This is a genomic window from Corallococcus sp. AS-1-12 (assembly GCF_020036995.1).
GTDB lineage: Bacteria > Myxococcota > Myxococcia > Myxococcales > Myxococcaceae > Corallococcus.
On record NZ_JAIQDD010000007.1, the window covers coordinates 280,476 to 301,152 of the forward strand.

Annotated in this window: 14 protein-coding genes; 3 read left to right on the forward strand and 11 right to left on the reverse strand. The window is 72.5% G+C overall.

Features of this window, described 5'->3' with window-relative positions; all coding sequences use genetic code 11:
* Positions 1–10 precede the first annotated feature (10 nt).
* Entirely contained in the window at positions 11–1,393 is a 1,383-nt protein-coding gene (hutF, locus tag K8556_RS14945; RefSeq protein ID WP_223740742.1) for a formimidoylglutamate deiminase, read from the reverse strand.
* 44 nt (positions 1,394–1,437) lie between these two features.
* Positions 1,438–1,923 carry a DUF2383 domain-containing protein gene (locus K8556_RS14950; RefSeq protein ID WP_223740743.1) on the reverse strand — a complete coding sequence of 162 codons (486 nt, stop codon included), beginning with the start codon at positions 1,921–1,923 and terminating at the stop codon, positions 1,438–1,440.
* Between the two features lie 251 nt (positions 1,924–2,174).
* Here K8556_RS14950 and ligD point away from each other — a divergent pair, with 251 nt between their 5' ends.
* Positions 2,175–4,724 (forward strand): DNA ligase D, encoded by a 2,550-nt coding sequence (gene ligD, locus K8556_RS14955; protein ID WP_223740744.1) that lies wholly within the window; start codon positions 2,175–2,177, stop codon positions 4,722–4,724.
* Between the two features lie 72 nt (positions 4,725–4,796).
* Positions 4,797–5,750: a DMT family transporter gene (locus K8556_RS14960; protein ID WP_223740745.1), complete on the forward strand. Its 954-nt coding sequence runs from the start codon at positions 4,797–4,799 to the stop codon at positions 5,748–5,750.
* A gap of 1 nt (position 5,751) precedes the next feature.
* Here the strand turns inward: K8556_RS14960 and K8556_RS14965 are convergent, their stop codons facing one another.
* The 5 genes from K8556_RS14965 to K8556_RS14985 all read right to left on the reverse strand — a co-directional run bounded on the left by K8556_RS14965 (position 5,752) and on the right by K8556_RS14985 (position 15,062).
* Positions 5,752–9,468, reverse strand: a complete 3,717-nt coding sequence (locus K8556_RS14965) for a VCBS repeat-containing protein (RefSeq protein WP_223740746.1) — start codon at positions 9,466–9,468, stop codon at positions 5,752–5,754.
* A gap of 94 nt (positions 9,469–9,562) precedes the next feature.
* The gene (locus K8556_RS14970) at positions 9,563–11,077 is read right to left on the reverse strand and encodes a hypothetical protein (RefSeq protein WP_370639925.1); all 1,515 of its coding nucleotides are present in this window, start codon (positions 11,075–11,077) and stop codon (positions 9,563–9,565) included.
* 54 nt (positions 11,078–11,131) lie between these two features.
* Positions 11,132–12,550: a DUF1501 domain-containing protein gene (locus K8556_RS14975; RefSeq protein ID WP_223740748.1), complete on the reverse strand. Its 1,419-nt coding sequence runs from the start codon at positions 12,548–12,550 to the stop codon at positions 11,132–11,134.
* 17 nt (positions 12,551–12,567) lie between these two features.
* Positions 12,568–13,239 (reverse strand): hypothetical protein, encoded by a 672-nt coding sequence (locus tag K8556_RS14980; RefSeq protein WP_223740749.1) that lies wholly within the window; start codon positions 13,237–13,239, stop codon positions 12,568–12,570.
* The gene (locus tag K8556_RS14985) at positions 13,239–15,062 is read right to left on the reverse strand and encodes a DUF1585 domain-containing protein (protein ID WP_223740750.1); all 1,824 of its coding nucleotides are present in this window, start codon (positions 15,060–15,062) and stop codon (positions 13,239–13,241) included. Before K8556_RS14985 ends, K8556_RS14980 begins: the two co-directional genes overlap by 1 nt.
* Positions 15,063–15,397: 335 nt before the next feature.
* On the opposite strand from K8556_RS14985, the gene K8556_RS14990 reads away from it, so the two are divergent.
* Positions 15,398–15,967: a DUF420 domain-containing protein gene (locus K8556_RS14990; RefSeq protein WP_223740751.1), complete on the forward strand. Its 570-nt coding sequence runs from the start codon at positions 15,398–15,400 to the stop codon at positions 15,965–15,967.
* Positions 15,968–15,976: 9 nt separating this feature from the next.
* Here K8556_RS14990 and K8556_RS14995 read toward each other — a convergent pair whose 3' ends face one another.
* Genes K8556_RS14995 through K8556_RS15010 form a run of 4 tightly spaced genes read right to left on the reverse strand, consistent with a single transcriptional unit; the run spans position 15,977 to position 20,457 of the window.
* A complete protein-coding gene (locus K8556_RS14995; RefSeq protein WP_223740752.1) occupies positions 15,977–17,167 on the reverse strand; it encodes a hybrid sensor histidine kinase/response regulator in 1,191 nt (396 codons plus the stop codon).
* Positions 17,164–17,601, reverse strand: a complete 438-nt coding sequence (locus K8556_RS15000; protein ID WP_223740753.1) for a response regulator — start codon at positions 17,599–17,601, stop codon at positions 17,164–17,166. The genes K8556_RS14995 and K8556_RS15000 overlap by 4 nt, the downstream gene beginning before the upstream one ends.
* Positions 17,598–19,868 carry an ATP-binding protein gene (locus K8556_RS15005; RefSeq protein ID WP_223740754.1) on the reverse strand — a complete coding sequence of 757 codons (2,271 nt, stop codon included), beginning with the start codon at positions 19,866–19,868 and terminating at the stop codon, positions 17,598–17,600. Before K8556_RS15005 ends, K8556_RS15000 begins: the two co-directional genes overlap by 4 nt.
* Complete coding sequence (locus tag K8556_RS15010) at positions 19,849–20,457, reverse strand: biliverdin-producing heme oxygenase (RefSeq protein ID WP_223740755.1); 609 nt, start codon at positions 20,455–20,457, stop codon at positions 19,849–19,851. The genes K8556_RS15005 and K8556_RS15010 overlap by 20 nt, the downstream gene beginning before the upstream one ends.
* Between the last annotated feature and the right edge of the window lie 220 nt (positions 20,458–20,677).

Here is a 20,677-nt window from a genome sequence, read left to right on the forward strand (position 1 = left end):
GTCCCCGACCCTATGGATAGAGGCGACGGGCGAGCTGATGGAACGACCTGCCGCTCTCCTCCATCAGCGGATGGCGGCCGTCCCGGACCACGAACCGGCCCGCCACGGCCACGTCGCGCACCGCGCCTCCCGCCGCGCCGAAGACGATGCCCGGCAGGAGCGACGCCGCCCCCGCGCCCACCAGCGACGGGTGGTGCACGTCCACCGTGAAGAAGTCCGCGGCGGACCCCGGCGACAGCGTGCCCGTGCCCATCCCCAGGCTTCGCGCGCCCTGCACCGTGGCCATGTCGAAGAGGCGCGCCGCCAGCCCGTCCAGGGTCCCCGTCCCCGGGTCCAGCACCGCGCGGCGCAGCCGCACCAGCCGCAGGTGCTGCTCCAACTGCCGCGCCTCGTCCAGCAGGTCCACCACCGTCTGGCTGTCCGAGCCGAAGCTCACGCGCGCCCCGGCCTTCACCAGCGCGTCCGCCGGCACGATGCCGTCACCCAGGTTGCGCTCCGTGGACGGGCACGCGCACACCGTGGCCTCCGCGCGGCCCAGCAGCGCCACCTCGGCCTCCGTCAGGTGCACGCCGTGCACCGCCGTGAAGCGCGGCCCCAGCAGGCCCACGTCCGACACCAGCTCCACCGGGCGGCGGCCGTGCTCCGCGAGGCACGCCTCGATCTCCTTCGGCTGCTCCGCCACGTGCATGTGGATGGGCATGCCGGCGGGCGCGGCGCGGGCCACCTGCGTCAGCCAGTCCCGCGACACCGCGCGCACGCTGTGCGGCGCGAGCCCCACGTTCACCCGCGCGTCGCCGCGCACCGCCTGGGCCAGCGCCTGCGTGGTGGACAGGAACGTGTCCACGTCCGCGTCGATGAAGCGGCGCTGGCGCGGGTTCGCCTGCACGTTGAAGCCCGCGCGCGCGTAGCCCACCCGCAGCAGGCAGATGCGCAGCCCCACGTCCGTGGCCGCGCGGATGACCGCGTGCGCCAGCGCGTTGCGGTCCGCGTAGGGCGCGCCGTCCGGCTGGTGGTGCAGGTAGTGGAACTCGCCCACCGTGGTGATGCCCGCGAGCACCATCTCCAGGAACACCTGCCGGGAGGCGACGTGGATCTCCTCCGGCGTGAGCGCCTCCGCGGCGCGGTACATCGCCTCGCGCCAGGACCAGAAGTCGTCCTGCCCTCCGGCGGACGCCACGTACTCGGTGCGCCCGCGGATGAGCCGCTGGAACGCGTGCGAGTGGCCGTTGACGAGCCCCGGCAACAGCGCCCGCCCCGCGAGCCGCTCCACGCGCGCGCCCTCGGGCACCGCGTCGAGGACCCGGCCATCCGCGCCCACCGCCAGCGCTCGGCCTTCGTGGAAACGCCCTTCCGTGAAGAGGAAGTCGGGTTGGTAGACAGTGATGTCGCTCACGCGCGGCAGCGTATGCCAGTTCCCCGCGACGCGCGGTAGCCGCTTCAGGCGCCCATTTCCGCCATGCCCAGGAAGGGCAGACGGCTGTCCGCCCAGGGCCGGGTGCGCACCGCGTCGCGGATCCACGTGCCGTGGCGCCGCTCGTCCTCGCGGTGCTGGCGGATGAGGGCCTTCACCTCCGGCGACCACTCGAACTGGAGCGCCAGCTCATAGGCCCGGTCGAACAGTTCCTCGTTGCCCAGCATGGCCCACAGCGTGGCCTCCGTCCCCATCAGCCCCGTCATGGCCGTCAGGCCCTTCATCGCGGAGCCCTTCAGGTCCGGGCGCAGCGCCACCGGCTCACCGCCGAAGTGCTGGAGGAGCGTGTTGAGGTCCTGCACGTGGCGCAGGTGGTCCGCGCGGAAGCTGTTGAGGCGTTCGCGCACCAGGGCGGGCCTGATGCGGGCGATGGCCACGTCATACGCGCCCACCGCGTCGGCATCGAGCTGGGCCAGGCTGTGCAGGCGATCCACTTCGGACTTGTCTGCCATGGGTGCCTCCTTCAACCGGGTACGGCGAGTGCTCGGGCCCAAACAATGTGGGGATTCATCCTCCCGGTTCCAACCGCCCTCCCCGGCCCCACCCCTCCACCGCACGCAGGGCAGGCGGACGGCCTCCCTTCCCGTCTCGCGTGTGGCCGAAGACGCGGACGCCGGGTCCGCGCGGAGCGCCTGCTCTCCTGGCTGCCCCCCAGGCGATGTGAGGAATTGCGCGCCCGCCTTCCTGTGCAGAGCGTTGGAAGGTGAAGAACTCCGACCCCCAGAGACGGCTGCGCCGCTACCGGACGAAGCGCGACTTCCACCTCACGCCCGAACCGTCGCCGGACGTGAGGGCCCCGAAGTCGGGCGCGCCTGTCTTCGTCATCCACAAGCATGACGCCACGCGCCTGCACTACGACCTGCGCCTGGAGATTGGCGGCGTGCTGGTGAGCTGGGCCATTCCCAAGGGCCCCAGCCATGACCCGGCCGTGAAGCGGCTGGCGGTCCAGACGGAGGACCACCCGCGCTCCTACGCGGACTTCGAGGGCCACATCCCGGATGAGCAGTACGGCGGCGGGGATTCGCTGCTCTGGGAGTCCGGCACCTTCGAGGTCGTGCCTCCCGGAGACGCCGAGGCGCAGTTGAAGCGCGGGCACCTGGAGGTCGTGCTGCACGGCGCGAAGCTCAAGGGGCGCTGGCACCTCATCCGCACGCGTCCGCGCGGCGGCAAGGCGCAGTGGCTCTTCTTCAAGGCGAAGGATGAATACGCCAGGGCCGGCCATGACGTCACCGTGGAGCGCCCCGAGTCCGTGAAGAGCGGCCAGGTGGAGACGCGCGGGCCTCGCAAGCCCGGCGTGCTCCGGAACAAGAAGCCCGTGCGCAAGGTCGCGAGGAAGCCGGCCCGTCCTCCAGCCACGCCGGAGAAGCTGCTGGAGCGCGTGTGGCCGCCCATGCTGGCGCGGCTGGCCGTGTCCGACGAGGTGCACGACGAGACGCACGCCTACGAGGTGAAGTACGACGGCTTCCGCGCCGTGTGCGCGCTCACGCGCGGGAAGCTCGCGTTCCAGAGCCGCCGGGGCAACGACCTGTCGAGCCGCTTCGCCCGGCTCACCGCCGTGCTGCGCGAGCTGCCCGCGAAGGACGTCGTCGTGGACGGGGAGGTCGTCGCGCTGGACGCGAAGGGCCGCTCGCGCTTCCAGATCCTGCAGAACACGGAGGAAGGCGCCGAGCAGCGCTTCATGGTGTTCGACCTGCTGTGGCTGGACGGCGAGGACCTGCGCGCGCTCCCCTACGAGGAGCGCCGCGCGCGGCTGGAGAAACTCCTGGCCCATGTGGAGCCGCCGTTGCAGCTCTCCGAGAAGGTGGACCTGCCGCTGTCGCGCGCCCTGCTGGAGGCGCGGCGCAAGGGGTGGGAGGGCCTCATCGCCAAGCGCAAGGACTCGCCCTACACGGGCACGCGCTCCGGGGACTGGCTGAAGCTGAAGGTCATCGCGGGCCAGGAGGTCGTCATCCTGGGCTACCTGCCCATCAAGAACGAGCGGGCGAGGTCGGAGATTGGCGCGCTGCGCGTGGGCGTGCGGGGCAAGGACGGCTTCCACGACGTGGGCAAGGTGGGCACGGGCTACACGTCGAAGGACCGCCGCGAGCTGCGCTGGCTGCTGGACGCCACGCGCGTGAAGGAGCCCGCCGCGGTGGACGCGCCCGCGAACACGGACACCGTCTGGGTGAAGCCGAAGTACGTGGCCCAGGTGAACTTCACCGAATGGACGAAGGATGGCCGCCTGCGCCACCCCGTGTTCCAGGGCCTGCGCAGCGACAAGGCGCCGCGGGAGGTCGTGCGTGAACGCCCCGCCCCCATCGAAGGCGCCGCACGCCGGGGCTCGCGGCGCGCGCCGGCGCAGGCCGCCGCCCGCACCGCGAAGGCGCCCGCCGTGAAGACGCCGCGCGGGAAGTCCCGGGGCGCGCCGGAGGTGGCCCTCACGCACGGCGACCGCGTGCTGTTCCCTGAGTCCGGCCTGACGAAGGCGGACGTGTTCGCGTACTACGAGCAGGTGGCGCCGCTGCTGCTGCCCGTGCTGGCGGACCGGCCCCTGGCCCACCAGCAGTGGCCCGCGGGAATCCAGGCCCCGGGCTTCTTCCGGCACGAGCTGTCCGGCATCCCGTCATGGCTGCCCACGCTGCGCGTGCGCCACGAGGGCAAGACGCTGCGCCACGTGAACGTGAAGGACGTATCCGCGCTCCTGTGGCTCGCGAACCAGTCCGCGCTCACGCTGCACATGTGGCTGTCCCACGCGCCCCGGCTGGCGCAGCCGGACTTCGTGGTGTTCGACCTGGACCCCGGCGAGGGCGAATGGAAGGACGTGGTGAAGGTGGCCACCCTGCTGCACGCGCGGCTGGACGAGCTGGGGCTCAAGGCCTTCCCGAAGACGTCCGGCAAGCGCGGCCTGCACGTGCTGGTGCCGCTGGCGCCGGGCCACACCTACGCGCGCACCCAGGCCTTCGCGGACGCGCGGGCGCGGGAGTTGGAGGAGGAGCTGGGCGACATCGCCACCACGGAGCGCTCCATCCGCGAGCGCGGCGGGCGGCTCTACATCGACGCGGGGCAGAACGCGCGCGGCAAGACGGTGGTGGCGCCCTACTCCCTGCGCGCCGTGGAGGGTGCGCCCTTCTCCGCGCCGCTCGACTGGAGCGAGGTGAACGGCCGCCTGGACCCGCGGCGCTTCCGCCTGGAGACGCTGAAGAAGCGCCTGGACGCCGTGGGGGACCTGTTCGCGCCCGTGCTCCGGGTGAAGCAGGTGCTGCCAGACGTGTGAGCGTGCGGCTGACGCGCCGCGCCCTGAACGGATGTTTCCCGAAGGGGCGGCGCGTGCTAGTGCCGCGCCGCCATGTCGTCCGTGACCGTCGTGACCCCGGCCGCGCAGCCCGCGCCGCGGTGGAAGGTGTCCCTCGCCTACGCCACCTGCTTCATCCTCTGGGGCTCCACGTGGGCCGCCGTGAAGGTGGGGCTGGAGGACCTGCCGCCCCTGCGCTTCGTGGGCACGCGCATGCTCGTGGCCGGGGTGGCGCTGTTGCCCTTCGCGCGCTCGCGCGGGACGGCGCTGGGGGGCGGCGTGGGGTGGCGCATCGCGGGGCTGGGCGTGCTCCAGTTGGCGGTGCCCTTCGGGCTGCTCTTCGTGGCGCAGCAGTGGATCCCCTCCAGTTGGTCCGCGCTGCTCTTCTCCACCTTCCCCGTGTGGCTGCTGCTGGTGGGGCGCGTGGTGTTCCCGGACCAGAAGCTCACCGGGCGCAAGCTCTTCGCGGCGGCGCTGGGCCTGACGGGCGTGGTGGCGCTCCAGCACCAGGAGCTGGTGTCGCTCAGCCTCTCCGGGCAGGTGGTGCTGGGCTGCGCGATGACGCTGTTCGCGGCGTCGGTGGTGGCGGTGGCCAACGTGCTGGTGCGCCGGCACATGACGCACGTGCCGCCGCACCTGCTGACGCTGGTGCAGACGTTGAGCAGCGCGGCGCTGCTGCTCTCCGCGTCCGCGATGCTGGAGTGGAACCAGCCGGCGCACTGGACGCCGAAGGCGATGGGCGCGCTTCTGTACCTGGCGCTCGGCGGGACGGTGCTCACCTACCAGTGCCTGTACTGGCTCCTGCCGCGCATCTCGCTGGCGGCGCTGGGCGCCATGGCGCTCCTGGACACGCTGGTGGCGGTGACGCTGGGCGTGGCGCTGCTGGGCGAGCCGCTCACGCCGTCGCTGCTCGCGGGCGGCGCGCTCATCCTCACGGCGGCGGCGCTCGCCAACCGCGACGAGGCCCCGGAGGCGAAGGCGCCTCCGGAAGCCCCGCCCGCGGGGTGAATCAGAACGGCAGCGGCAGCGCGTACGCCGTGCCGTTCTGCGTGCCGGTGCGGTAGCTCCTGGGCGCGCCGATGACGACCGACGGCGGCGAGCTCCCAGCCCCGGGGACCACGGCGATGGACTGGCCCAGGTAGGAGCGCTCCGCGCCGTCGCCCACCACCAGGAGGAAGGGCGACAGCGCGCCGGTGGACTTCGCGCCACCGGCGAAGAGGAACGCCGCGCCGTCGCCGTCCGAGGCCACCGACGCGTTGGGCGCGCCCACCCACAGGTCCGGCACGCCGTCGCCGTTGAGGTCCCTGCCGCCCGACAGCGACGTGCCGAAGCTCACCGCGCGGGCGCGGTACGTCACGGGGATGGGCGTCAGCCCGTCGTTGATGGCGCCCACCACGGCCTCGCCGGAGGCCGGGCGCTTCGCGTTGATGGCGGCGACGTCGTAGAGCAGCACCGTGGGCTGGTTCACGCCCTCGAACAGGTAGTTGTTGGCCGTCACCGCGATGAAGTCGCGCGAGTCCCCCAGGAACCTCCCCGCGCGCGTGGTGGCCACGCCCAGGTTCATCAGCGCGATGGCCTTCTCCGGGTCGCCCGCGATGCGCACCATGGACGGCGTCGTGCGGCCACCGCACCGGGTGCCCCCCGGGTCGTAGCCGTAGAGGATGACGATGCCGGAGCGGGTGTTGTCGTTGTAGCGCCACGCCACCTCATCGCACCCGTCCCCGTTCAGGTCGCCCAGCGCGGCGGGCGCGGACGTCTGCTGCCCGGCGGTCGCGGCGGAGAAGAAGGAGGAGTAGAGGGGGTCGCAGGCCAGCGTCATCTTCGCGAACGACGCGTCCTCGGGCGCGCGGCCCAGGAACAGCTCGAAGCCCCGGTCCCTCAGCACGCCCAGGTCCTGCCTGCCGTCGCCGTTGAAGTCGAAGCCGCCCACCACCCCGCGGCCGATGCTGGTGCGCTTGCACCGGGCCGCCGCGGCATCGTCGCAGCCGGTGACGACGGACGGCGCGAACACGCGGTAGGCCGGCTTGAAGGTGCCGTCCGCCTGCCCCACCGACACCAGCAGCCCGCCCAGCGACTGCGTGGCCGTGGTCATGCAGGCGTTGGCCACGTAGGGGTCGCGCTCCGCCGCGGCGGAGTTCGTGGCCGGGATGACGAGCCCCGTGGCGCCGGCCACCATGTCCGGCCGGCCGTCGCCGTTGAAGTCCGTGAACGCCACGTCCACGCCCACGTTGCGGCCGCCGTACCACGGCGAGCTGGCGCCCTCCCCCGACACGATGGCCTTCCCGGGCGCTGCGGTGTCGAAGGTGTACGCGCGGCCCACGGTCATGTCCGCGCCGTCGTTGTTCGGGCCCGGGCCGGAGAAGCCCGGCGAGCCCACCAGGGCCACCACCTTGTCGTTGAGGCGCGCGACCGCCACGGTCTCACCGAAGCGCTCCACGCTGGCCTTCGCCGTGACGTCCATCTCGCGGCGAGACCACTCCGCGAGGGTCGCGCCGGCCTTGGAGAAGACATCCACGCGGCCGGTGAAGGCCCCCGCCGCGGTGGACGCGCGGCCGGAGAAGCCCGCCAGCACCGGGCCGGACGGCAGGTTCCACGCCGCGAGCCCCGCGCCCAGCACCTCCGCCTTCGCCGCGCCGCCCAGCGCCGCGAGCGGCTTGTTCATCACCGTGTCCTTCGACAGGCCGGTGAGCGGGAACACCAGCACCTTGCCCGCGTTGCCCAGCGTCGCCGTGCCCGCCGTCACCGCCGCGTACGGCGCGCCCAGGAGCAGCTCCGGCCCTGGCGTGCCGTCCACGTCCATCACCGCCCAGCTCCGGGTCGCGGTGATGCTGCGCGCGTCGCCATAGAAGCGCGCGTAGGCGTTCGCCAGCGGCACCGTGGACGGGTTCACCATGGACGGGTCCGCCGCCAGCGTGGCGCCCCGCAGGTCGAACAGGTACGCGCCGCCCGCGTCCTGCGCCGCCGCCACGCCGCCCGACGTGCGCAGGTCCGGCGCGTCCGCCCGGTCCGCCATCACCAGGAGGAACGGGGGCCGGTTGCCCTCACCGGGGATGGCGCCCAGGCGGAAGGTGCCCTCGTTGGCCATCGTCTCCACGGCGGTGTTGGACACCAGCACGTACTGGTCCGGCACGGAGCGGTAGCGCGGCGCCGTGTCGCGCGCGAAGTACACCGCCACGGCCATCTGCTGCCCGTTGGTGCTGCCGTCCGCGTTGAAGCGGGTCAGCCGGTTCAGCGCCGCCAGGTCCGGGCGGCCGTCGTCGTTGAGGTCCGCCACGACGAGGGCGCGGCCCAGCTCCGTGTTGCTCTTCAGGTCGAACGCGCCGTTGGCCTTCAGGTCCTGCCCGCCCAGGCGCACCGCCGGCAGGTCCGGGACGGGCTGCCCCTTGGTGAGGAGGAAGATGTCGATGACGCCGCGCCGGCTGATGCCGGACAGGGTGGACAGGTCCGCGCCGGGCGAGCCCACGAACAGGTCCATGTCCCCGTCCCCATCCGCGTCCGCGATGGCCATGCCCGTGCCGAACCCGCCGCGGCCCAGGCCCGTGAGCGCGGGCCTCAGCAGCGCGGGCCCCTGGCCCGGCTTGAACGTGTAGAGGTACACCGCGCCCGAGTCACCGATGGTGACGTCCGCGGCCGGCGAGGACACCGCCAGGTCCGCGACCCCGTCGCCGTCCAGGTCGCCCGCGGCCAGCATGTCGCCGAAGAGCGCGCCCTCCGTCTCGCCCGTCAGCACCCAGGTGGGCTTCGCGGGGAGGCCGGAGGCGCTGCCCTTGTAGATGAACACCGCGCCGCCCGTGGGGCGCGACAGCTCGCTCTCGCGCTGGCCCACCGCCAGGTCCTGGATGCCGTCACCGTCGAGGTCCGCGGTCACCAGCGTGGCCACGTCCGACAGCTTGCCGTGCGCCAGCAGGGGCCGCGTCAGCTCGTCCAGCACGCGCACCGACACCGGGGCCACGTCGCCGGTGAAGGCGTCCTTCGCCTCCAGCACGACGGTGCCGGTGGCGCCCGCCTCCACCACGATGCGGCCGTTCACCACGGAGCCGGGGCCGGACTTCTTCGTCCACGTCACGCGGTCCGAGCCGCCCGCCGTGCCCAGCGGCGCGGACGAGCCCGACGGCACGCCCAGGTACTGCGGGTCGCCCACCAGCTTCGCGGCCTTGCTCACGGTGTACTGGAGCGACTCCGTGTCGCCGGACTTCGTGTCGCGCACCGTGATGACGTCCTGCGCCTCCACCTGCCCCGCCGTGTAGAGGCCCGTGTCGGTGAGCGTGGCGCCGGAGCCGTTGGTGGTGAGCGAGAAGGTCGCCGTGCCCACCAGCCCTTCGATGAGGATCTGGAAGGACGTGCCCGGCCGCAGCATCGCGCGCGCGGGCGCGACGCCGAACCGGGAGATGACCTTCACCCGCACGCTGGTGGCGCCGCCGCACTGCTCGTCCACCACCGTCAGCGTGGCCTCGCCGGGCGTGCCGCCCGCGATGAAGCGGTTGCCGCGCATGTCGCCGGAGGAGCCGCCGGCCTCCGCGCGGAAGGAGTAGTGGCCGCTGCCGCCGCCGGCCGTCAGCGTGCTCACGTCGCCGGAGCGCACCGTCGTGGGCTCCGCCGACAGCGTCAGCGGGACCAGGCCATCACAGGGGCCCACGTAGGGAAGCTGCTCGGCGGGCTTCAGCTCGCCGTCACAGGCCAGGGTCAGCAGCGCGGCGAGGGGGGTCGCGCGGAGGAGACGTTTCATGGGGGGTGCCTCGGAGGGGGTCGCCCGTCCTCCTCCGGGAGGAAGGGAGGACGGGCGCATGCACTGACGAAGAAGCAGGCGGGGAGCAGGGACTTCAGGGCAGCGCGCCGGAGGACACCCAGCGCTGGATGAGGGCCAGGCCCTGCTGATCCAACGGCCCGTCCGCGGGCATGCGCAGGTCGCGCACCGCCGCGTTGATGAGCTGCGCGTTGGACTTCCACAGCTCGTAGGTGTTCAGCGGCCGGCCGGGGCTGGTGGTGTGGCACTTGGCGCAGCGGGCCTCGTGGATGGGCCGGATGTCCCGCGCCCAACTGGGGACCGTGGTGAGCGGCTGGTAGACGAAGGGCAGTTGCCGGCGCGCCTCCGAGCCGTCCTCGAAGCGGGACACGACGCTCAGCGTGTGGCCGCCCGGCGCCAGCGCGGAGAAGGAGAACGCCTTGAGCGTCTCGCCGTCCGCCTCCAGGCCGCCCATGCTGAACGCGGGCCCGGCGGCTTCGACCTCCTGGCCCTCCAGTTGGAAGTGGACGCTCTTCGGCGGGGTGCCCGGCGGCAGGCGGGCCTGGACCACCAGCCCGTCCTCCACCACCCGCATGCCCTGGTGCATGCCCGTCACGCGCGGCGCCGGCGTCTGGCTGATGGCCAGCGACTGCTCGCCCACGCGCGCCCACGCGCAGCCGCTCTCGTCCGCGGCCAGCAGCACCACCGCGCCGGACGGCAGCCCCTCCGCGGAGCCCCAGACCTTCGCGTCCGCGTCGTAGGTGAAGAGCCGGTCCCCGGCGCGCGCCCAGAGGTAGCGCCCCGCGCCCAAAAGCTGCTCGGGCAGGGCCGGCAGCGACACCGTGCTCCAGCCGTCCGTGTTCCGGCGCAAGAGGCGGGTGCTGGTGAGCACCCAGACCTCCCCCGCCACGCCCGTGCCCGCGCCCAGCCCGGCGAGCGCGCGCACCGTCTCACCTCCGGCGAGCGGCGCGTCCGTGCCGCGCACCTGGTAGACGCCCGGCGCGGACGCCACCACCACGTTCAGCTTGCCCTCGCGCGCGAACCACAGGCCCGCGAGGCCGTCCTCCGCGGGCGCGGCCGTCATGGCGGTGATGCCGGTGAGCGGCTGCCCGGACAGCTTCAGCGACGCGAGCACGCCGCCCTGAAGCTGGAACAGGCCCTTGGGGTGGGCGAGCCACGCGGCGCCGTCCGCGGTCTGCGCGGTGGCGACGATGCCGGTGCCCAGCACCTCCTGCCACAAGGGCTCGATGAGCCAGCCCTGGTCCGCGAGGAACAGGCCGCGGTCCGTCTCCACCAGGGCGCTGTGCGGCCCCAGGCGGAAGGTGGCGCGCACGGCGCCCAACGCCGCCGTGTTCCGCGGGTGGGCGGCGAGCGCGGCCTGGGTGCCATCCAGCCGCAGGCGCACGGCCTCGCCCGTCGCGGTGGCGAAGATGCCGCCGCCGGACTGGTCCGCGAAGCCGGGCGCCGCGGCCAGGGACTGCGCCGTGGAGACCCGGGTGGCCGTGAAGACCGCGGGCTTCGCCGGGTCGCTGCCCGGCGGTGCGTCCTCGCCGCACGCGGCGGACAGCACCGCGGACATCAGCAGGAGCGAGGTGGGGAGGAAACGCGCCACGGCGGGGGAACCGGGGCGCGGACGGGGACGCATGAGGGGAGTGCTCATCAAGGTTCAGGCAAGGATGAACCGCAGCGGGTCCACCCGCGTGATGCTGTAGTCCAGCTTCGCCGAGGCCAGCACCGTGGCGATGATGTGCTCGGGGAAGATGTTGGAGCCGTTCGGGTCGTTGGCGCCCGTGCGCAGGTCCACCAGGCCCGGCGACATGCCGATGTCACCGCTGCGGCCCACCACCTGGTTGTGCTTGATGCCCGCGCCCATCAGCAGGCAGCTATTGGACAGGTGGTGGTCGCGGCCGCCCGTGGCGTTGATGGTGGGCGTGCGGGCGAACTCGCTGAACACCAGGATGGTGGTGTGGTCCATGAAGTTGCCGCCGCCCGGGTGCGCGGTGGAGCGCAGGTCCGTCACCAGCAGGTTCAGCGCGTTGAAGCCCGCGCGCTGGTTGGTCGCGTGCGTCTGCTGCGTGCCGAAGTGGGTGTCCAGGCCGCCGGCCAGGTTGATGGACACGCACTGGCTGATGCCCTTCTTCAGGGCGGTGGCCACCATGGCGGCGCGGCCCGCGGCGCTGTTGTACGGGTAGGCCTGGTTGTTGAGCCCGTAGAAGTCGCGCACGGACTGGTTGGCCGCCAACTGGAAGCGGAACGAGTCCGACAGCTTGTTCTCCATCACCGTCTGCATCTGGCCGCGGCTGCTCTCATAGGCGCTGCCCACGCCCCGCGCGGTGAGCGCCTGCTCCTCGCAGGTGATGGGCTGGCCGTTGAGGTCGATGAGGCTCTTCTCGATTTCGCTGTCCAACTGGCGCGACGCCACCGGCGGGTCCAGCGTGAGCACCAGGTCCGCCAGGCCGCTGACGCGCAGCGCGTTGGCGTAGCCGCCGTAGCGGTCGTTGTAGGACTCCACGCCCTGGGCGATGGACGGGATGGGCACCGCGGGCTTCATCTGGCCCACGATCTCCGTGGCGGTGGAGGAGCCGCGCGCCGCGCTGCCGATGGGCATCTTCCCGGTGAGGAAGTAGCGGTAGCCCACCTCGTGGGTGAGCGTGCTCATGTTGATGCCGCGCACCACCGTCATCAGGTCGTAGTGGTCCGACAGGTTGGCCACGCGCGGGTCGCCGATGGCCGGCCCGAACGCGATGTTGGACGGGCCCGCCCCCGCCCGCTCCTTGGGGATGACGGGGGTCTGCGCGAAGGCCCCGTCGGTGAGCAGGCTGTAGCCCGGCATGATGCGCGTCTCGGAGACGCGGTCGGCGGTGAAGACCGCCGGGTCGCGCGGGTCGAACGCGAGCAGTTGGTCCCACCCTCCGCTGAAATAGACGAAGACGAAGCAGCGGTCGGGCGGGGCCAGGTTCGTGGCCTGGGCCACGGCCTTGAAGGGGATGCCGCCCAGCAGCAGGGAGCCCATGAAGCCGGCTCCGGCCTTGAGGAAGGTGCGGCGCTCGGGGCAGCAGAGGTCGTCTTGGCGTGTCTTCTTCATCGCAGGCACCGTCAAGGTCAGTAGGTGATGAAGCGCGAGTCCGTCAGCATGGCGATGCAGACCACCGCCAGCGCCTGGTCGCGCTTCTTGAGGGTTTCGGCCCGGGCGGCGGCCTTGCGGAAGAACGTCGCGTAGCGCGTGAGCTCCTCACCGGAGAGCGGCGCGCCCCAGAACCGGGTGGAGAGGTACACGAGCGTCTCGTCCACCTGCGCGTCCGTGAGCTTCGTCAGGTCGCTCATGGGCGAGGGCAGCGTGCGGCCCAGGGTGCGCAGGCTCACGTCCGCCTGCGCGATGTCCTTCTGCGCCTGGGCGATGCAGACCTTGCGCGCGCCGTCATCCAGGAAGCGGGCGAAGACGAGGTTGGGCTCCGTGTTCTCGGAGGTGACGAGCGCGTAGTCCGCGCGGCCCAGCGACTGGGCGCGCGACTCCAGCTCGTCCCACTCCATGCCCACGGCGACGCGGATGGACTCCTTGAGCTGCGCGACGGTGAGGCGGCGGGGCGCGCGGCCCACGCTGCCGCCCTGGGCCTCCGGGTCCGGCAGCGGGTCGATGGGGGCCGAGTCCCCGTGCGGGTTGGGCACGGGGTCCAGTTGGGCGTCCAGCGGGACGGGCTTGGCGGGGACGTCCACGGAGCCCTGCGTGCAGCCCGTGGCGAGCGCGAGCAGCGCGGTCAGCAGAAGGCGGCGCATCAGTCGATCCTCCGGTACGCGTCGGACATCACCACCTGCTCGATGAGGCCCTTGAGGCTGTGGTTGTTCTTGGCGAAGTCCTGCGAGAGCCGCTGCAGGTACAGGCGCTGCTCCTCGGCCGTCATGGCGCGGCCCAGGAACTCGTTCCAGACGCGCTTGACGGTGCAGCGCTCCAGGTCGCCCGTCTCCATCATGCGCTTGACCAGCGCCTGGGGGCCGCCCTCGATGTTCTTCTCCTCGTCCGCGTTGCGGTAGAGGTAGGTCTTCAAGAGGCCCAGCGAGTTGGCGCCGTCGCCGTCGAAGGCCTGCATCACGTACTGGCTGCACTCGCCGTCGCAGTTGGTGTTCCCGGCGAGGGCGCAGTCGCGGCACTTCACGTCCAGGCGGGGGAACTGCTCCGGGGACAGGAACAGCGCGGAGCGCTCCGCGTAGCGGCCCCAGTGCGCGCCCGTGGGCTCGATGGTGGCGTGGCAGTAGTTGCAGCCGCAGCGCTTGGCCAGGTTGTTCTCGCGGTTGCAGGCGTCGTCCGGGGGCGGCAGGGACGCGTCCGCGGCCGGGGCGAAGTGCTTGCAGAGGAACGCCTCGTAGAACTCGTTCACGCGGGCGCGCTGCGTGGGGAAGCGGTAGAGGAACGCGGGCGTGGTGAGCACGCCGGAGTGGGTGCCGTCACGCACGTACTCGCTCCACTGGGTGGCGTTCGCGTACGTCACGGCGGGCAGCGTGGCCGCGTCCGCCGGGGACTTGATGCTGAAGACGCCCGCGCCCTGGCGCTGCCGGTAGAACTCCGACAGCGTGCCGTTCACGAAGGAGCGGCGGGTGGTGAGGATGTTGAAGTAGGGCTCGTCGTTCCGCACCACGGAGTCCGTGATGTAGAGCGGCTCCTCGTTGAAGGCGGCGACGCGCGCGGTGTGCACATCCGTGATTTCGCAGCGGCGCATCTTGTCGCCGCAGCCGCAGCTCCGGTCGCCGTTGAAGCGCGCCGTCTCACAGGACTCGCCCGTGTACGGGTTCGCCGCGCGGTCCTGCGCCTCCACGGCGCACACCTTCACGGTCTCCGTGGTGGTGGACCAGTAGGGCTGCACCGTGGTGGTGACGTAGCCGTCGCGCTGCACGCAGCCGCGCTGCGCCGCCCAGACGCCGTCCCGGAGCGGGTTGCCGTTGACGTCCTTCTTGATGTCGAACCCGCAGCGGTCCAGCCGCTTCAGGCTCGCGGTCTGGTCCGGGTTCACCCAGGCCGTGACGACGCCCGTGGCCGGCGACGCCACCAGCACGTTGGTGGTGTTCTTGTTCGGGTCCGGCAGGCAGAGGTAGCCCACGGACTTCCCGGCGGAGGCCAGGTAGCGGTTGTCACAGAAGTTCACGTACTTGCCGTACGTCGCGTCGGCCTTCAGCGCGTTGCAGTCCGCGAACTTCAGCTCCGGGGACGTGGAGGCCACGTCCAACTGGCGGCACTGGTAGAAGTTCGTGTCGTAGTCGTAGCTGACCGGCAGCGGGATGCCCTGCGCGTCGCGGCAGGCGGGGGCCGTGGAGTTGTCCTGGTGCGGGTCCTGCGGGTTCGCCTTGCAGGCGTCCTGCAGAATCTCCCCGTCACAGCGCTGGCTCTGGCCGCCGCGCAGGCTGTTGGAGTTGTTGCCCGCGAAGCTCAGCGGCGTGCCGGACACGCGGTAGTCGCCGTTGCCCTGCACGCTGCCGCTGATGTTCGAGCGCAGCAGCGCGCGGTGGTAGTTGCGCATCCGCGCGTAGAAGGACTCGTCCTTCATCATCGCGCGGACGTCCTCCGCCGTGACGGAGCCCTTGGCCTGGAACGCCTTGTACTCCTCCATGGTCGGAGGGCGTCCCAGCAAGTCGAGAGAAAGCTGTCTGAGATGCCGCTCCAGTGGAACTTTCGCCACGGGCGCGCACACCGCTTCTTCAGCGGCCGCGGGCAGGGCGAACAGGAGGGCGGCGCTCGCCAGGGGGGCAAGGCAACGCACGCTGAACACGGGGAACCTCCGAGAGGGGGGGTCGGGGGTGACGCAGTGGACCGAAGTATGAAGGAATTTCCGGTTTGAGATCCAGTTGGGCTAACCGATTCCATTCAACCGACATGTAGGCGGCAGTGGGGTGCGGCGGAGAGGGCCTGTTGCAAGCGGGACCTGACGCGGGCCACAAGGGGGGCATGTCCAACGCCGCCTCCGGGCTCTCCCCGTCGTCTCCGTCCGCCAACGACCGCTCCTTCTTCATCGCGATCGGCGTGGTGTCCGCCGGCGCGCTGGCGCTGCTGGCGTGGCTGCTGCTCATCCGGCGCGGAGGCGCGGGGATGGGCGTGGACCTGCGCTTCATGCCGGCGGTGAACGCGGGGCTCAACGCGACGGCGGCGGCGCTGCTGCTGGGCGGGTGGGTGGCCATCAAGCGGGGCGCGCGCAAGGCGCACCAGAACCTGATGGTGAGCGCGTTCATCGCGTCCGCGCTGTTCCTGGTGGGCTACCTCGCCTACCACTTCGTGCACGGGGACACGCGCTACGTGGGGGACTTCCGCGGGCTGTACCTGACGCTGCTGGCCAGCCACGTGCTGCTGTCCATGCCGGTGCTGCCCATGGCGCTGGTGGCCTTCTACTTCTCCTGGCGGCAGCAGTTCGCCCGGCACCGCAAGGTGACGCGGTGGCTGGCGCCCATCTGGCTCTACGTGTCGGTGACGGGCGTGGTGGTGTTCTTCATGCTGCGCGGCGGCGTGCCCGCGGTGTCCTGAGGCGCCGCGCTACGGCGCGGTGTACTCGGGCGTAGCGTGCGCGGGCCCCGCGGAGAGGGCGATGCCCCGGGGCAGGCGCACGGTGAAGGTGGAGCCCTGCCCCTCCACGCTGCGCACGGCGAGCGTGCCGCCGTGCAGCTCCACCATGCGGCGCGCGCTGGCCAGGCCCACGCCGCTGCCGGACACGTCCCGGGACACGTTGCGCCCGCGGTGGAAGCGCTCGAAGACGAAGGGCAGGTCCTCCGCCGGGATGCCGATGCCCTGGTCCGTCACGGAGAGCAGCACGAACTGCTGCGTCTGCTCCTCCTCCACCGTCAGGTGCACGGTGACGGTGGAGCCCGCGGCGCTGTACTTCACCGCGTTGCCCATCAGGTTCTCCAGCACGCGCTCCAGGGCGTGCGCGTCCCAGTCGCCGGTGAAGTCGCGCCCCTCCGGCACCTCCAGGACGAAGTGGTGGCGGGACGCGTTGGCCTCCAGCTCGCGCACCTTGCCGCGCGCCATGGCCAGCAGGTCCATGGGCTCGCGCTTGAGCGGGCGCTCCTGGCCGCGCGTCACCTCCAGGAAGTGGTCGATGAGCTCGCCCATGCGGTGCGCCGCGCGCACGATGTGGCCCAGGCGCGTCTCCAGCGCGGGCGTCATCGCGGCGGCGGGAATCTGCCGGCGCAGCACCTGGGCGTTGAGCGTCATGATTTGCAGCGGGCCCTTGAGGTCGTGCGTCGCCAGCGAGAAGAGCTCGTCGCGCACGGCCAGCGCCTCGCGGGCGGTGGCCTCGGCGCGCTCGGCGCGCACGCGGCGCTCCTCCAGCTCGCGCGTCATCAGCACCGTGTCCACCGCGGCGCGCAGGCTGAGGCGCAGGCGCTCCGGGCTGAAGGCCTCCTTCACCAGGTAGTCCTGGGCGCCGGCCTTCATGGCCTCCACCGCCACGCGCTCGTTGCCGCTGCCGGTGAGCACCACCACGGCGGGCACCCGGGGCAGGCCCAGCTCCGCGAGCCTGCGCAGCAGGGTGACGCCGTTCATGCCGGGCAGGTGGTAGTCGAGCAGCATCGCGTCCACCGCGTTGGCGGACAGGTACGCCAGCGCGTCCTCCGCGGAGGACACCGGCACCACCTCCCACCGCATCTCCGGGTCCTTCGCCAGCGCGCGGCTGACCGCGAGGCGGTCCGCCATGCCGTCATCCACCAGCAGCACGCGCAGGCTCATGTCTCGGGCTCCTGGGGCTCGGGCAGGCGCGCGGCCTTGAACCAGAAGGCGTGGAGCGCCTCCGCGGTGGCCTGGAGCTGGGGGCCGACCTCCGGCTTGAAGAGGTAGCTGTTGGCGCCGTCCGCGTAGGCGCCGTCCACGTCCCTCGACTCCACGGAGGAGGAGAAGATGATGACGGGGATGGAGCGCAGGACCGGATCCGCCTTCAGCGTGGAGAGCACCTCGCGCCCGCTGATGCCGGGCATGTGCAGGTCCAGCAGGATGAGCACCGGGCGCTCCGCCTCCGCGTGGGCCCCGCGCCGGAAGAGGTAGTCCAGGGCGTCCTCGCCGTCGCGCACGCGCACCACCGGCACGGGCAGGGGCAGCCGCTTCGCGATGCGCATCAGCGCCTCCGCGTCCGGGTCACTGTCCTCCACCAGCAGCAGCGGCTTCATGAACGCGGTCCCTCGCCCAGCGTGAAATAGAAGGTGGAGCCCCGCCCCGGCGCGGACTCCACCCAGAGCGCGCCGCCGTGCAGCGTCACCAGCCGGCGCGCGATGGCCAGCCCCGCCCCCGTGCCGCCGCCATAGGCCTGCGCGGGATGCAGGCGGCGGAACAGCTCGAAGATGGCTTCGTGGAACTGCGGCGCGATGCCGATGCCCGGGTCCTTCACGTAGAAAAGGTAGGACGCGCCGACGTGCCGCGCCGCCTCCGGGCGTGCTTCCCCGGGCCCCACGAAGCCCACCTCCACCCAGCGCGGCTCGGCCGTCTGGTACTTGGCCGCGTTGCTGATGAGGTTGGCCCACACCTGGCGGATGCGGACGGCGTCACACGCCACCGTGGGCAGCCGGCGGGGCAGGCGGACCTCCACCCTGCCCTCCTCCAGCCGCGCGCCCAGCGTCTTGAGCACGTCCTCCACCAGCGCCTGCTGATCCGTCCGCTCCCACGACAGCTCCAGCCGGCCCAGGCGGCTGTACTCGAAGAGGTTGTCGAGCAGCTCCTGCGTGCGCTTCGCCAGCCACGACAGGGCCTCCAGTTGCTGGCGGCCGTCCGCGCCCAGCGTGGGGCCGAAGTCCTCCAGGAGGAAGGAGCTGTACTGGAGGATGCCGCGCAGGGGCTCCTTGAGGTCGTGCGCCACGGTGCCACCGAACGCATCCAGCTCCGCGTTGGAGCGGGCCAGCTCCCGCGACAGCCGGGCCAGCTCCTCCGCGTGCCGCAGCACCACGCCCACCAGCGCGCCCTTGAGCGCGAGCGCCGCCTCCAGGTCCTGTGCGGTCCATGGAGTGGAGGCGCCCTTCATCTCCTCGCGCCACACGTCGAAGGACGCGCGGGGCCGCAGCCGCGCATGGCCCGGCTCCGGACGCACGGGCTTGTTCGGGTTGCCGGCCCACGCCACGGTGCGCGCCACCTCCGGGCGGAACCACAGCGCGAAGTGCGGCACGGAGGGGTCCAGGCGCACCGCCAGCAGCCCCGCCGCCACGTCCGCGCGCGAGGCCAGCGGCGGGTACACGTCCCCCAGCCGGTCCACGTGGAGGACCTCTTCCGGAAGCTCGCGCGCCGAAAGCCACGCCACCAGGGCGCGCACCTCCTCCGCGGACGGCGTGGTGCCGAGCAAGAGGGGCGACGCCGCCGAGCCCGCGCTCGCGCCCAGCATCAGCGCCACGCCGTGCGAACCCGTGAGCTCCATCAGGAGCGGGGCCTGCGCCTCCAGCGCCTTCGCGGGGCTGCGCTCGCCCAGGTTCGGGACGACCAGCGCGTTGAGCAGCGACGCGCGGCGCGCCTGGGCGGCGGACTCCAGGCTCCGCTCCTCCGCGGAGAGCTGGAGCGACAGCAGCCGCGCCAGCACCTCGCACGCCTGCCGCCGCGCGGCGGACACCGCGCGGGGCGACAGGTGGTGGCAGGCCATGAGCCCCCAGAGCTGCCCGTCCTTCAGGAGCGACACGCTGAAGGACGCGCCCACGCCCATGTTGCGCAGGTACTCCAGGTGGACCTCCGACACGCTCCGGAGCGCGGCGCCGGAGAGGTCCAACGGGCGCAGGGTGCCGGGCAGCACCGGCGGCACCAGCCCCACGACCTGCGCGTCCACGTCCGCGATGAGGCGCACGGGGTTGCGCGTGTAGAGGGCGCGCGCCTGCGCGGGGATGTCGCTCGCCGGGTAGTGCAGGCCCAGGAAGGAGTCCACGCCCCCCCGCACGCTCTCCGCCACGACCTCGCCGTGGAAGTCCGCGTGGAAGCGGTAGACCATCACCCGGTCGTAGCCGATGAGCTCCCGCACCGCGTCCGCGGCCTCCTGGAGCAGCGCGGCCGTGCCCTTCGCGCGCCCCAGCGGCGACACCAGCCGCTGCACCGCGCCCAGCGCGGTCTCCTCCGCGCCCGCGTCCTCGTCCGCCAGCGGCTCCAGCTCCAGCACGCGCAGGCCGTCGCTGTCGTGCAGGAGCGCGGAGCAGCGCTGGCCGGACACCTCCACGGTGACGGGCCCGGGCCCCGGCCCCGCCTCCACGCGCGCGAGCAGCCCGCGCGGAAGCACGCCGGACAGGGGCCTGCCCAGCAGCGCGTCCGGCCCGGCGCCGAGCAGCGCCTGGACGTTCGCGCTCACGACCGCGATGGCCTCCGTGTCCGGGTGGAAGGCGACGAGCACGCCCCGGGGCTGCACGCCGCCCAGCAGGTGGATGGGCTCGCGGTCACAGACGCTGAGGTCGGCATCAGAGACGGACGGGGACATCGTGCTCCCGCTTCAACCAGGCGGCGAAGGTATCGAAGGTGTCCCGGGCACCCTGCACGACGGCCGCGTCGAAGGACTCGGACGCCGCCCGCGCGGAGGCCCGGGTGAGCGCTTCACCGAACGCGCGCCACATGGGGCCCACCTGGTCTCCGTAGGCCCGGAAGAAGGCGAAGGTCCCCACGCGCGCGTCCGCCCCGAAGTGGCGCGCCAGGTGGCGCAGGATGAGCTGGCCCCCCAGCGTGGAGCCCTCCAGCACGTACGCGCAGCCCAGCGCCTCCGCCAGCCCCGGCAGCGCCGGCAGCGAGGAGGCGCGCGGCAGCCGCGCGAGCGAGGCCGTGTCATGCCCCATGGCGCGCAGGTCCGCCTCCAGCAGCGGCGTCTTCCAGCGCGCCTCCCAATCCAGCGCCGGCTCCAGGGCCGTGAGGGGCGCGGCGAGCAGCGCCTCCAGCGGCGCGTAGAGCCCGTGGAAGGCCTCCAACTGGCGCTGGTAGCCCGCGGGCGTCAGGTCCGCGTCCATCAGACGCACCACGCCCTCCGTGCGCTCATGGTGAGGGCGCGTCTCCGTCTTCAGCCGCTGAAGCAGTTCCAAGTTGCCTTGAGGATGGGAAGCGTCCCGGCGGCTGAAAAGAACCAATTGCGCTGAATGTTGGCCGTTCATCGCAGATGAATGTTGGCCGCTCATCCCTGCACGCGGCGCGGGCCGTACGGAGCGTGAGGTTTCACGGAGAGCCTGTTTCCCCGGCACCACTGCACGCGGTGACTCGACCCCCTGAGTCACCCTGTCTTTACGGGCCGCGACACGCCGCGTT

Coding starts and splice junctions, on each gene's coding strand:
- K8556_RS14990 (WP_223740751.1), top strand. CDS start 15,398: ATGTCCAACGCCGCCTCCGGGCTCTCCCCGTCGTCTCCGTCCGCCAAC.
- K8556_RS14985 (WP_223740750.1), bottom strand. CDS start 15,062: ATGGAGGAGTACAAGGCGTTCCAGGCCAAGGGCTCCGTCACGGCGGAG.
- K8556_RS14995 (WP_223740752.1), bottom strand. CDS start 17,167: ATGAGCCTGCGCGTGCTGCTGGTGGATGACGGCATGGCGGACCGCCTC.
- K8556_RS14980 (WP_223740749.1), bottom strand. CDS start 13,239: ATGCGCCGCCTTCTGCTGACCGCGCTGCTCGCGCTCGCCACGGGCTGC.
- K8556_RS15005 (WP_223740754.1), bottom strand. CDS start 19,868: ATGTCCCCGTCCGTCTCTGATGCCGACCTCAGCGTCTGTGACCGCGAG.
- K8556_RS15000 (WP_223740753.1), bottom strand. CDS start 17,601: ATGAAGCCGCTGCTGCTGGTGGAGGACAGTGACCCGGACGCGGAGGCG.
- K8556_RS14960 (WP_223740745.1), top strand. CDS start 4,797: ATGTCGTCCGTGACCGTCGTGACCCCGGCCGCGCAGCCCGCGCCGCGG.
- K8556_RS14950 (WP_223740743.1), bottom strand. CDS start 1,923: ATGGCAGACAAGTCCGAAGTGGATCGCCTGCACAGCCTGGCCCAGCTC.
- K8556_RS14965 (WP_223740746.1), bottom strand. CDS start 9,468: ATGAAACGTCTCCTCCGCGCGACCCCCCTCGCCGCGCTGCTGACCCTG.
- K8556_RS14975 (WP_223740748.1), bottom strand. CDS start 12,550: ATGAAGAAGACACGCCAAGACGACCTCTGCTGCCCCGAGCGCCGCACC.